The sequence below is a fragment of the Kitasatospora sp. NPDC056076 genome, assembly GCF_042266305.1.
Lineage (GTDB): Bacteria > Actinomycetota > Actinomycetes > Streptomycetales > Streptomycetaceae > Kitasatospora.
The window spans coordinates 1-11,645 of record NZ_JBHJWG010000089.1 but is presented as its reverse complement, the minus strand read 5'-3'; the positions used below and the strand labels follow the sequence as shown (position 1 = coordinate 11,645).

Annotated in this window: 10 protein-coding genes; 7 read left to right on the top strand and 3 right to left on the bottom strand. The window is 74.7% G+C overall.

Going from position 1 to position 11,645, the window contains the following annotated elements; all coding sequences use genetic code 11:
* Window positions 1-63 precede the first annotated feature (63 nt).
* Together ACFC1T_RS37475 and ACFC1T_RS37470 are read right to left on the bottom strand one after the other, a co-directional pair.
* Window positions 64-2,274 carry a helix-hairpin-helix domain-containing protein gene (locus ACFC1T_RS37475; RefSeq protein WP_375897029.1) on the bottom strand — a complete coding sequence of 737 codons (2,211 nt, stop codon included), beginning with the start codon at window positions 2,272-2,274 and terminating at the stop codon, window positions 64-66.
* Between the two features lie 116 nt (window positions 2,275-2,390).
* Window positions 2,391-3,371, bottom strand: coding sequence for an aldo/keto reductase (locus ACFC1T_RS37470; protein ID WP_375897027.1), 981 nt, complete (start codon window positions 3,369-3,371; stop codon window positions 2,391-2,393).
* A gap of 305 nt (window positions 3,372-3,676) precedes the next feature.
* Here ACFC1T_RS37470 and ACFC1T_RS37465 point away from each other — a divergent pair, with 305 nt between their 5' ends.
* Window positions 3,677-4,723 carry an LLM class F420-dependent oxidoreductase gene (locus ACFC1T_RS37465; protein ID WP_375897024.1) on the top strand — a complete coding sequence of 349 codons (1,047 nt, stop codon included), beginning with the start codon at window positions 3,677-3,679 and terminating at the stop codon, window positions 4,721-4,723.
* Window positions 4,724-4,747: 24 nt separating this feature from the next.
* Here the strand turns inward: ACFC1T_RS37465 and ACFC1T_RS37460 are convergent, their stop codons facing one another.
* Window positions 4,748-5,737 (bottom strand): magnesium and cobalt transport protein CorA, encoded by a 990-nt coding sequence (locus tag ACFC1T_RS37460; RefSeq protein WP_375897022.1) that lies wholly within the window; start codon window positions 5,735-5,737, stop codon window positions 4,748-4,750.
* 53 nt (window positions 5,738-5,790) lie between these two features.
* On the opposite strand from ACFC1T_RS37460, the gene ACFC1T_RS37455 reads away from it, so the two are divergent.
* The 6 genes from ACFC1T_RS37455 to mshC all read left to right on the top strand — a co-directional run bounded on the left by ACFC1T_RS37455 (window position 5,791) and on the right by mshC (window position 11,607).
* Entirely contained in the window at window positions 5,791-6,483 is a 693-nt protein-coding gene (locus ACFC1T_RS37455; protein ID WP_375897019.1) for a histidine phosphatase family protein, read from the top strand.
* 240 nt (window positions 6,484-6,723) lie between these two features.
* Window positions 6,724-7,293 carry a DUF3090 domain-containing protein gene (locus ACFC1T_RS37450; RefSeq protein ID WP_375897016.1) on the top strand — a complete coding sequence of 190 codons (570 nt, stop codon included), beginning with the start codon at window positions 6,724-6,726 and terminating at the stop codon, window positions 7,291-7,293.
* 56 nt (window positions 7,294-7,349) lie between these two features.
* On the top strand, window positions 7,350-8,135 hold the full coding sequence (locus ACFC1T_RS37445) for an SCO1664 family protein (RefSeq protein WP_375897030.1): 786 nt from the start codon (window positions 7,350-7,352) through the stop codon (window positions 8,133-8,135).
* A 110-nt stretch (window positions 8,136-8,245) separates the two neighbouring features.
* Window positions 8,246-9,175, top strand: a complete 930-nt coding sequence (locus ACFC1T_RS37440) for an AraC family transcriptional regulator (RefSeq protein WP_375897013.1) — start codon at window positions 8,246-8,248, stop codon at window positions 9,173-9,175.
* A 131-nt stretch (window positions 9,176-9,306) separates the two neighbouring features.
* Complete coding sequence (locus tag ACFC1T_RS37435) at window positions 9,307-10,161, top strand: carbohydrate-binding protein (protein ID WP_375897010.1); 855 nt, start codon at window positions 9,307-9,309, stop codon at window positions 10,159-10,161.
* Window positions 10,162-10,377: 216 nt separating this feature from the next.
* Entirely contained in the window at window positions 10,378-11,607 is a 1,230-nt protein-coding gene (gene mshC / locus ACFC1T_RS37430) for a cysteine--1-D-myo-inosityl 2-amino-2-deoxy-alpha-D-glucopyranoside ligase (protein ID WP_375897008.1), read from the top strand.
* Window positions 11,608-11,645 lie beyond the last annotated feature (38 nt).

Here is an 11,645-nt window from a genome sequence, read left to right as displayed (position 1 = left end):
CGGGCCCGCCCCTCACGCGTCCGTCGGCCGGCCGTCCGGACGGACAGCCGACCGACGGGAGGATCAGTCCTCGGCGACCGCGTTCTCCGCGAGGATCGCCCTGAGCCGGGTGGTGCGCGGCTGCGCCGGGCGCTCGGCGACGGCCTGGGCGAGCGCCGGGCCCGCCGCGTGGACCACCGACAGGTGCCGCTCGCCGCGCCCGAAGGCCGTGTAGACCCACTGCCGGGAGAGCGCCGCCCCGGCGTCCTCCGGGACCACGACCACCGCGGCGGGCCAGCGGCGGCCCAGCGCCTGGTGGACGGTCAGCGCCCAGCCGTGCCGCAGCCGGCCGGCCTCCGCGGGCGGGACGGTCCGGCGCGAGCCGTCCGGGAACTCCAGGTGCAGTCCGGCCGCGTCGCCGTCCAGCACCCGGGCCGGGCGGGTGACCCCGGGGGCGGGGGACTCCACCACCCGGTCGCCCGGGTCGAAGCCGCCGAACCGGCCGGGGCCGGGGTTCAGCCGGGCCTTCGCGGCCGCGTTCAGCGCACGGGTGCCGGCCGGGCCGCCGTGGCCCGGGGTGAGCAGCACCACCTGCTCGGCGGGGATGCCGAGCGCGCGCGGGATGGAGTCGGTGAGCAGCTGGACGGCGCGGTGGACGGCCTCGCCGCCGTCCTTGGCGGCCAGGATGACCACCTCCTTCTCCGGCGCCTCGACCGGCTGCAGCTCGCCGACGCCGACCCCGGACACCAGCTCGCCGATCGGGCCGAAGTCGGGGGTGCGGGAGGCGACCGCCGGACAGGCCTTGGCGGCCAGCAGGTCGGCGAAGAACCGGCCGGGGCCGGCCGACCAGAGTTGGCCCGGATCCCCGCTGAGCACCAGCCGGGTGCCGTCGGCGAGCGACTCCAGGACGGTGGCGGCCAGTTCGACGTCCAGCAGCGGTGCGTCCAGCAGGACCAGGAGGTCCAGCGCGAGCGTGCCGTCGGCGGCGCGGCCGGGGCCGGCCGTACCGGAGAGCAGCTCGGCGAGGGTCACCACCGGCGTCGCGGCGGGGGAGAGGGCGTCGAAGGAGTCCCGGCCCTGGTCGGTCCAGGTGGCTGCCCAGGCCCGCAGCCCGAGCCCCGTCGCGGCGGCGAGCAGCGCGGCCGGCTCGGCCCTAGCCGCGTCGCCACCGGTGTGCAGCACCAGGGCGCTCCCGGCGACGGCCCGGATCAGGGCGGTCGAGGAGGAGGACGGCGCGGCTTCGGCGGTGGCCTCCCAGGCGGCGGGGCCGGGTGCTGCGGGTTCGGGTGCTGCGGGTTCGGGTTCGGCGGACTCCCCGGAGCTCGCCTCCGGGGACGGCTCCCCGGCATCCGGCTCCTCGCCCTCCTCCTCCCCGGCGTCCTCGCCCGGTACGAAGGTGGCCATCAGCTGGAGCAGCTTCTCGGCGAGGCTGTCCTCCGCCATCGCCGGACCCTCCAGGGCGAGCAGCATCCGGGTCGGCGGCTCGGCCTCCTCCTCGTCGCTGTTCGCCGCCGGGGCGCCGGGTCCGGTCAGTTCTTCCTGGAACGACAGCAACCGCCCCTCGGCGACGGCTTCCGCGATCGCGGCGAGCGGGTCCGGGACCCGGAGCCGTTCCAGTCCGGCGACCACGTCCTTCGCGTCCTGGGCCGAGTGCCCGCGCAGCGCCGCCTGCTCCAGCAGCCAGACCACCAGGGCCCGGGCGCGCCGCTCGTCGTCCGGTCCGACCGAGGTGCCGAGCAGGCCGCGGGCGAAGTGGTCCGCGTGCTCGGGGCGCACACCTGCGAGCCCGAGGACCGCCCACGGGTCCTCGCGCAGCTGCTCCGCGGCCCCCTCGCCGAGCGCGGCCACCGCGGCGGCGGCCAGGTCGGCGGGGGCGCCACCGGCGGTCAGCACCGCGGTGGTCTCCCGGAGCGCGTCCGCGCTCGGTGCGGCGGCCCGCATCGGCGCGGCGACCGGGGGAGCGGTCGGCCGGGCGACCGGCGGGGCCACCGGGGCGGCCGCGGCCGGTTCAGCCGCCGAGGGAGCAGCCGTCGCCTCATCGACACCCGGCTCGGACGCCACCGGCGCGGCCCCCTCGGCTCCGGACGCCTCGGCCCCGGAGCTCTCGGCCCCGGACCCCTCGGCCTCCGAAGCCCCCGAAGCCTTCGGAGCGGAAGGCCCGAGCCGGTGGGCCCCCGGCCGCGCCTCCTGCTGCTCGATCCGGCGCATCCGCGCCACGATGTCCGCGATCGTCGCCTGGTCGGGCGCGGCCGCGGCCGCAGCCCCCTCCGGAGCGCCGTTGCCCGTGCCACTCATCGTCGTCCGCTCCAAAGCTCACTCCACTGCACGTTCTGCACTGCTCGTTCTGTACCGCTTGTTCTGTACTGCGTCCTTCTGCACTGCGCGTTCTGCTCGACCGCCCGGCGCCAGGGCTACAGCTCCGTCCACCCCTGGTCCGGGTAGCGGTGCACCGGCGACGAGATGTCGTCCAGCGCGCCGCGGATCTCACCCGGAAGCGTAAGCGCCTCCACTGACAGCGCCGCCTGGAGCTGCGCCACGGTGCGCGCCCCGATCAGCGCGCTCGCCACCCCGGGCCGGTCCCGGACCCAGGCCAGCGCGACCGCGAGCGGACTGCTGGCGAGCCCGTCGGCGGCGGTGGCGACGGCGTCGACGATCCGCCGGGAGCGCTCCCCGAGGTAGGGCTGGACGAACCCGGACAGGTAGGGCGAGGCGCCGCGCGAGTCCTGCGGGACGCCGTGCCGGTACTTGCCGGTGAGCACCCCGCGGCCGAGCGGCGAGCCCGCCAGGATGCCGACCCCGGCGTCGAGGGCGGCGGGCAGCGCCTCGCGCTCGATGCCGCGCTGGAGCAGCGAGTACTCCACCTGGGCGCCGGCCAGCGGCATCCGGTCGTGGTGGGCGCGCTGCCAGGTGGCGGCCTTGGCGAGCTGCCAGCCGCTGAAGTCGCAGACGGCGGCGTAGCGGGCACGGCCGGAGGAGACGGCGATGTCGAGGGCGCTGAGGGTCTCCTCCAGGGGCGTGGTCGGGTCGAAGGCGTGGACCTGCCACAGGTCGACGTAGTCGGTGCCGAGCCGGTGCAGCGAGGCGTCGAGGGCGGCGAGCAGGTGGCCGCGGGAGCCGTCGAAGCGGCGGGCGGACTCGGGGACGCTGCCCGCCTTGGTGGCGATGACGAGTTCGGAGCGGGGGACGAGGCTGTCGGTGAGGCGGGAGATCAGGTACTCGGCCCCGCCGTCGGCGTACACGTCGGCGGTGTCGACCAGGTTGCCGCCGGCGTCGACGAACTCCTTGAGTTGCTCGGCGGCTTCGTGCTCGTCGGTGTCGCGGCCCCAGGTCATGGTGCCGAGACCGAGGCGGGAGACCTGTAGGCCGGTACGGCCGAGGTGACGCTTTTCCATCGGACGGGCCCTCCACTGGCCGGTGGCACCGGTGGCCCGGTAGCCCCGGTGAACGCGCAGGTGGGGAGAGCGCTCCCCACGTCGGCTGAGCGTAGCGGCCGGTCCCCGGGCAGGGGTGCCGACCCGCAGAACGATCAATGCGGCGGGTGTGACCCAGACCACCACTACCCGTCAGTAGCATGACTTGGGCGGACGCGGCTACGCTCGCCGGCAAGGCCCGCCCGACGTGCTGGCACGCCCCGCCCGACCGGCCACGACGCCCGCCCGACTGGCCACCGGGCCCACCCGACTGGAAGGTTCGGCACATGCGACTCGGCATCAACCTCGGCTACTGGGGACTCGGCATGGACGCCGACAACATCGCGGTGGCCCAGGAGGCGGACCGGCTCGGCTACTCGGTCTGCTGGGCGGCGGAGGCGTACGGCTCGGACGCCGCGACGGTGCTGAGCTTCGTCGCCGCGAAGACCGAGCGGATCGACGTCGGTTCGGCCATCTTCCAGATCCCGGCCCGCACCCCGGCGATGACCGCGATGACCGCCGCGACCCTGGACACCCTCTCCGGCGGCCGCTTCCGGCTCGGCCTCGGCGTCTCCGGCCCGCAGGTCTCCGAGGGCTGGTACGGCGTGAAGTTCGACAAGCCGCTCGCCCGCACCCGGGAGTACGTGGAGATCATCCGCAAGGCGATGTCCCGTGAGCGCCTGGTGCACGAGGGGGCGAACTGGACCCTGCCGCTGCCCGGCGGCCCGGGCAAGCCGATCAAGCTGACCGTGCACCCGGTGCGCGAGCAGATCCCGCTGTACATCGCCGCGATCGGCCCGAAGAACCTGGAGCAGACCGGCGAGATCGCCGACGGCTGGCTCGGCATCTTCTTCGCCCCCGAGCACGCCGCGCTCTCGCTGGACCCGTTGAAGGCCGGGCGCGCCAAGGCCGGCAAGTCCCTGGAGGGCTTCGACCTCTGCCCGACCGTCACCCTCGCGGTCGGCGAGGACATCAAGGCCGGGGTCGACTCCCAGCGTTCCTACGCCGCCCTGTACATCGGCGGCATGGGCAGCAAGGAGAAGAACTTCTACAACCAGCTGACCCGGCGCATGGGGTACGAGCAGGCCGCCGACGAGATCCAGGAGAAGTACCTGGCCAAGGACTACGCGGGCGCCGCGGCCGCCGTCCCGCACGACCTGATCGACGCCACCTCGCTGATCGGCGACACCGCCCGGATCGCCGACCGGATGCAGGCCTACGCCGACGCGGGCGTCACCACGCTGACCCTGGCCCCGTCCGGCTTCACCCTCGACGAGCGGATCCAGGCGCTGCGCACCGGCGTCGAGGCGCTGGAGCGGGCCGGACTCGCCTGATCCGCCGGAGGGGTCCGAGCGGCACTACAGCCAGTCGTGCCGCTTGAACACCCGGTGCAGCACCACGCAGACCAGCGCCATCAGCGACAGCACCGCCGGGTAGCCCCAGGGCTGGTGGAGCTCGGGCATGTCGTCGAAGTTCATCCCGTACACGCCCGCGATCATGGTCGGTACGGCGGCCAGCGCCGCCCAGGCCGAGATCTTCCGCATGTCGTTGTTCTGCTGCACGCTCACCTGGGCCAGGTTGGCGCCGAGGATGTCGGACAGCAGCCGGTCCATGCCCTCCACCTGGTCGTTCACCCGGGCCAGGTGGTCGGCGACGTCCCGCAGGTAGGGGGCGGTCTCCGGCTGGACGAAGGGGGCGCCGCGCTCCAGCCGCAGCATCGGTTCCAGCAGCGGGGCGACGGCCCGGCGGACGGTCATCACCTGGCGCTTGTAGCCGTAGATCCGCCCGGCGGTGTCGCGGCCGACCCGGCCGGGGGCGAAGACGTCCGCCTCCAGTTCGTCCAGGTCGGCCTGGAGTGCGGTGGCCACCTCGACGTAGCCGTCCACCACGGTGTCGCAGACCGAGTGCAGCACCGAGCTGGGCCCGTAGCGCAGCAGTTCGGGTTGCCGTTCGAGCCGGGCCCGCAGGCCGCTGAGCGGGGTGTCCTCGCCGTGCCGGACGGTCATCACGAAGTCCGGGCCGAGGAAGACCATCACCTCGCCGCTGGTGACGGTACGGGTGTCGGGGTGGTGGCCGAGGGTCTTGAGGGTGACGAACAGCGAGCCCTGGTAGGCCTCGACCTTGGGGCGCTGGTGGGCGCTGACGGCGTCCTCGACGGCCAGCGGGTGCAGCGCGAACTCCTTGCCGACCCGGTCGAGTTCCTCGGTCGTCGGTTCGAACAGGCCCATCCAGACGAACGCTCCCGGGCCGGCCGCGCGCGCGGTGGCGAGCGAGTCGGTCAGGTCCTCGGAGGTCCCGAGCCGGCGGCCGTCCCGGTACGCGGCGCAGTGCACGATCATGCGGGCCATTGTCCCCCGGACCGCACTCCACGGCGGGGTCCGGAGGCCGTAGGCTGAGCCCCATGCCCACCCTGTTGCTCGTCCGTCACGGCCGCTCGACCGCGAACACCGCCGGGATCCTGGCCGGTTGGACCCCCGGCGTGGACCTGGACGACACCGGGCGCGCCCAGGCCGCCGCGCTGGCCGGGCGGCTGGCCGGGATCCCGCTGGCGCTCGCCGTCAGCAGCCCGCTGGAGCGCTGCCGGCAGACCCTGGAGCCGCTGCTCGCCGCCCGCCTCGAGCTGGGCGCGCCGACCGAGGACGAGCGGCTGGGGGAGTGCCACTACGGCGAGTGGACCGGCCGCCCGCTGGCGGAGCTGGCCAAGGAGCCGCTCTGGCGCACCGTGCAGGACCACCCCTCCGCCGCGGCCTTCCCGGGCGGCGAGTCGCTGCGCGCGCTGAGCCACCGTACGGTCGACGCCGTCCGCGAGTGGAACGCGAGGATCGCCGACGAGCACGGCGAGGACGCGGTCTGGATCGCCTGCTCGCACGGGGACGTGATCAAGGCGGTGGTGGCCGACGCCCTCGGCCTGCACCTGGACCACTTCCAGCGGATCAGCGTCGAGCCCTGCTCGGTCACCGCGATCCGCTACACCCCGCAGCGGCCCTTCGTGCTCAGAACGGGCGACACCGGCGACCTCGCCTCGCTGGCGCCCCGGCCCTCCGCCGCCCCGGCCACCCCGGCCGGTGACGCGGTGGTCGGCGGTACGGCCTGAGCGGCGCCGCCCGCCCCGTGCACCCGGCCCGCCCCACGCACCCCGTCCGAACGGCGCGCGACACCGTCCGGGCCGGCGGGTGCCACCCCGTCCGCGGCCCCCGGCTCGGCTCCCCGACCGGGGCCCGGAGGTCGTAGGGTGACTGGTGAGTGCCCCGTAGTCCGACCACCCGCCCAGGTGGACAACCCCGCGATCCCGCTTGGCGGATCCGCACCGACCGACACGATCCGGAGCTAGAGCGTGCCCCGTCAGGTCTTCTTCTACGACCAGCCCGAACGGTTCGTGGCCGGCACCGTCGGCCAGCCCGGCGCCCGGGCGTTCTACCTGCAGGCCAGCGCCCGGGGCCGGATCACCAGCGTGCTGCTGGAGAAGACCCAGGTCGCCGCGCTCGCCGAGCGCATCGAGGAGGTCCTGGACGAGGCGCTGCGACGCAGCGGGGGCGACTCCGCCATCCCGGCCGCCGCGCCCCAGGACCTGCTCGACACCGCCCCGCTGGACCTCCCGCTGGAGCAGGAGTTCCGGGTCGGCACCATGGCCCTGGCCTGGGACAGCGTGGACGCCTGCCTGGTGGTCGAGGCCCAGGCGCTGGTGGAGGAGGACGAGGAGGAGGACGGCGAGGAGGCCGCCCTCCAGGACGACGAGAACGGCCCGGACATGCTGCGGGTGCGGCTGTCCGGCGCGATGGCCCGGGTGTTCGCCAAGCGCGCGCTGGACCTGGTCGCGGCCGGCCGCAAGCCCTGCCCGTTCTGCAACCTGCCGCTGGACCCGGAGGGCCACCTGTGCCCGCGCGCGAACGGCTACCGGCGCTGAACACCGAGACCCCGCCGCAGGCCGACCCGGCGGCGGCCGCCGCCCTCGCCGCCGACGTGCCCACCGCCCTGGCGCTGCTGCGCCGGGGCGGGCTGACCGTGCACGGCCGGCTCACCGAGGCCTCCAACGCCGCGCTGTACTGCACCGTCGAGCACGACGGGCTGAGCGCCCAGGCCGTCTACAAGCCGGTGGCGGGCGAGCGCCCGCTGTGGGACTTCCCGGACGGCACCCTGGCCGGCCGCGAGCTCGCCGCGTACGAGCTGTCCGCGGCGACCGGCTGGGAGCTGATCCCGCCGACCGTGCTGCGCGACGGCCCGCACGGGCCGGGCATGGTGCAGCTGTGGGTCGAGCCCGACCCGGAGGCCGAGCCGCTGCTGGCGTTGCAGGACCCGGCCGGCCCGGAGGAGGGCTGGCTGCCGATCGTCCGGGCCGAGGTCGAGGGCGGTCGCACCGCGCTGCTGGTGCACCACGACGACCGGCGGCTGCGCCGGCTCGCGGTGCTGGACGCGGTGCTCAACAACGCCGACCGCAAGGGCGGCCACCTGATCCCGGCCGCCGACGGCCGGGTGTACGGCATCGACCACGGCGTCACCTTCAACACCGAGGGCAAGCTGCGCACCCTGCTCTGGGGCTGGGCGGGCGACCCGCTGCCCGCCGAGGCGCTGGAGGTGCTGGCCGGGCTGGCCGAGCAGTTGGAGGGGGCGTTGGCCGAGCGGCTGGCGCCGCACCTGACCGCCGCCGAACTGGACGCCACCCGCGCCCGGGTGGCCGGGTTGCTCGGTTCGGGCAAGCACCCGCTGCCCTCCGAGGACTGGCCCGCGATCCCCTGGCCGCCGGTGTAGCGGGGGTTCCGCCGGCGTAGCGGGGGTTGCGCCGGGTGGAGCGGGGGTTCCGCCGGGGTTACCGGCCGGTGGTCTGGACCTGTCACCGGAACAGGTCGCACACTGCTCCGATGGACGTGCGACGGACCACCCCCACCCCCCGCCCCGCGCCGGACCTGCCGTTGCACCGCCTGCAGGTCCCACTGCCCCACGTGCTGCCCTTCGCGATCGGAAGTTTCGACGCGATCGGCCCGCTCTCCCGTGCCAACTTCCCCCACCGGCACTCGTTCCACGAGATCGTCATGGTCACCGGCGGCCACGGCGCCCACGTCCTGGACCTGGTCCACCGGGCGCTGGCGCCACCGCAGTTGTGCGTGATCACGCCCGGCCAGGTGCACCACTGGGCGGACGCCGAGGAGCTCACCGGCCGGGTCGTCCTGTTCAACGAGGACTTCCTGCTGGGGCACCCCCAGGACCTCGCCGCGCTGCGCGCGCTGGCCGCCCGCCCCGGCATCGCGCTCGGCGAACAGGCAGGCCCCATCGCCCGGTTGCTCGCCGACATGGAGCAGGAGTACCGGACCAGGGCGCCCGGCTACCAGGGCGTGCTGCGGGCCAGCCTGCACATCCTGATCGTCCGGGCGCTGCGCGCCTGCACCCCGGACGACCGGCCCGCGGTGCCCACCCGGCCGGCCGAACTGGCGGCCGCCTTCACCCGGTTGATCGCCAAGCCGGGCGGGGTGCGGCACTCGGTGGCCTCCACCGCCCAGGAACTCGGGGTCTCCCCGGGACACCTGCAGACCCTGGTCAAGCAGGCCACCGGCCGCACCCCGGGCGGGCTGATCCGCCGGCAGCAGACCCTGGAGGCCAAACGGCTGCTTGCCTGCACCGATCTGACGATCCGCCAGGTCGCCAAGGAGGCCGGTTTCGCGGACCCGGCGTACTTCTGCCGCTTCTTCCGGCGGGAGACCGGGATGACCCCGGGGGAGTTCCGGGGCAGGGTCGACGGAAATCACCACGATCCCCGGATCATGTCCATCGCCGTCGCACCGGACGGTCCGTAACGTTCCTACTGGCCACCGGCGGCCGGGCCAGCGCGCGGACGGCGGCCGGTTCGGCCCTTGTCATGCCCCCACCATGGCAAGGGCCGCCCCCCACCTCCCCCCACGAAGGATCCACCGGAAGGAGACGGCGCATGCCCCCGTCCGACGGCATGATCAGCCGCAAGACCGTCCTGAAGGCCGCCGCCGCGCTCGGGGCCGCACCGCTGCTCGTCGGCGGCGGGGTCGCCCTGGCCCGTGACAAGGTCGGCGCCGGCCGCATCCCCGGCCTGACCCCCGAGTGCCACGACGGGGACGACCCGACCGTCGAGCAGATCGAGGGCCCGTACTTCAAGCCCAACTCCCCGCTGCGCAGCTCGATGGTGAACGACGGCCCGGGCACCCGGCTGACCGTCAGCGGCTACGTCTTCGGCCGCGCCTGCCGGCCCGTCCCCGGCGTCCTGCTGGACTTCTGGCAGGCCGACGACGGCGGGAACTACGACAACGTCGGCTACACCTTCCGCGGCCACCAGTTCACCGACGCCAACGGCGCGTACAAGCTGGACACCGTCGTCCCGGGCCTCTACCCGGGCCGCACCCGGCACCTGCACGTCAAGCTCCAGGCCCCCGGCCGGCCGATCCTGACCACCCAGCTGTACTTCCCGGGCGAGCCGCGCAACAACACCGACACCATCTACGACGCCCGGCTGCTGATGAACGTCCAGCAGAACGGATCCGGCGAGAACGCCACCTTCGACTTCGTGCTGGACGTGCCGCAGACCCCGGGCACGCCCAGCCCGACGGCCACCGCCATCCCGACCGGAACCCCGACGGCCACCCCGACCGGCGGGCCCACCACACCGCCGAGCGGCAGCTGGGCGGCCGGCCGGGCGTACAACGCGGGCGACCGCGTCACCTACTCCGGCGCCTCCTACGTCTGCCTCCAGGCGCACACCGCCCTGGTGGGCTGGGAGCCGCCGAACGTGCCGGCCCTCTGGCAGCGGTCGTAGCGGCTCCGGCCGCTCCCCCGAGGAGCCGGGCGCCCGGTCGGCGGCAGGGCCGACCGGGCGCTCACCCGTGTCCGGAAACGATCGGACCGAATCACCGGTCCGAAAGGGAACGCGCCGGACCAGTCGCAGGGTGACCGGGCAACGACAGGAAGCTAATCCAGTCGATCTTCGTTACTGGTTAGGCTTTCAAATGTTCTCAAGGTTAAGGTCGATCCCATGCATGCCTGGCCCGCCTCCGAGGTTCCCGCCCTGCCTGGTCAGGGGCTCCCCCTCCACATCTTCGACACCGCAGCGGGCACGGTCCGCGAGGTCGTGCCGCAGGACGGCACCGCCCGGATCTACGTCTGCGGCATCACCCCCTACGACGCGACCCACATGGGCCACGCCGCCACCTACAACGCCTTCGACCTGGTGCAGCGGGTCTGGAGGGACGCCGGCCACGACGTCCTCTACGTCCAGAACGTGACCGACGTGGACGACCCGCTGCTCCAGCGCGCCGTCGAGACCGGTCAGGACTGGGTGGCCCTCGCCGAGCGCGAGACCGCCCTGTTCCGCGAGGACATGACGGCCCTGCGGCTGCTCCCGCCGGCCCACTACGTGGGCGCCGTCGAGTCGATCCCGTGGATCGTCCCGATCGTCCAGAAGCTGCTGGCCTCCGGCGCCGCCTACCGGGTCGACGGGGACATCTACTACTCGGTCGACGCCGACCCGCACTTCGGCGAGGTCTCCGGGCTCACCCGCGAGGCCATGCGCCCGGTCTTCGCCGAGCGCGGCGGCGACCCGGACCGCGCCGGCAAGCGCAACCCGCTGGACGCCCTGCTCTGGCTGGCCGCCCGCCCGGGCGAGCCCGCCTGGGACACCGAGCTCGGCCACGGCCGCCCCGGCTGGCACATCGAGTGCGTGGCCATCGCCCTGCAGTACCTGGGCATGGGCTTCGACATCCAGGGCGGCGGCAGCGACCTGTCCTTCCCGCACCACGAGATGGGCGCCGCGCACGCCCACAGCGCCACCGGCTCCCACCCGTACGCCAAGGCGTACGTGCACGCCGGGATGGTCGGGCTGGACGGCCAGAAGATGTCCAAGTCCCGCGGCAACCTGGTCTTCGTCTCGGCCCTGCGCCGCGAGGGCGTCGACCCGGCGGCGATCCGCCTGGCGCTGCTCTCCCACCAGTACCGCGAGGACTGGGAGTGGACCAAGGCCGTCCTGGACGAGGCCGTCGAGCGCCTCGCCCGCTGGCGGGCCGCCGTCTCCCGGCCGGACGGCCCGGCCGCCGAGCAGCTGCTCGCCGAGGTCCGCACCGCGCTGGCGAACGACCTGGACGCGCCCGCCGCGCTGGCCGCCGTCGACCGGTGGGCCGCGCAGCAGGAGACCGAGGGCGGCACCGACATCGGCGCCCCCGGCCTGGTGAGCCGCACCGTGGACGCCCTGCTCGGCGTCGCGCTGTGAGGCCGACGCCTTGAGAACGCCGAAGGGGCGCCGGGACG

Bases quoted from the DNA above. Each gene is read 5' to 3' on its own strand.
- ACFC1T_RS37435 (WP_375897010.1), top strand. From the start codon at position 9,307: ATGCCCCCGTCCGACGGCATGATCAGCCGCAAGACCGTCCTGAAGGCC.
- ACFC1T_RS37455 (WP_375897019.1), top strand. From the start codon at position 5,791: ATGCCCACCCTGTTGCTCGTCCGTCACGGCCGCTCGACCGCGAACACC.
- mshC (WP_375897008.1), top strand. From the start codon at position 10,378: ATGCATGCCTGGCCCGCCTCCGAGGTTCCCGCCCTGCCTGGTCAGGGG.
- ACFC1T_RS37470 (WP_375897027.1), bottom strand. From the start codon at position 3,371: ATGGAAAAGCGTCACCTCGGCCGTACCGGCCTACAGGTCTCCCGCCTC.
- ACFC1T_RS37465 (WP_375897024.1), top strand. From the start codon at position 3,677: ATGCGACTCGGCATCAACCTCGGCTACTGGGGACTCGGCATGGACGCC.
- ACFC1T_RS37475 (WP_375897029.1), bottom strand. From the start codon at position 2,274: ATGAGTGGCACGGGCAACGGCGCTCCGGAGGGGGCTGCGGCCGCGGCC.
- ACFC1T_RS37440 (WP_375897013.1), top strand. From the start codon at position 8,246: ATGGACGTGCGACGGACCACCCCCACCCCCCGCCCCGCGCCGGACCTG.
- ACFC1T_RS37460 (WP_375897022.1), bottom strand. From the start codon at position 5,737: ATGGCCCGCATGATCGTGCACTGCGCCGCGTACCGGGACGGCCGCCGG.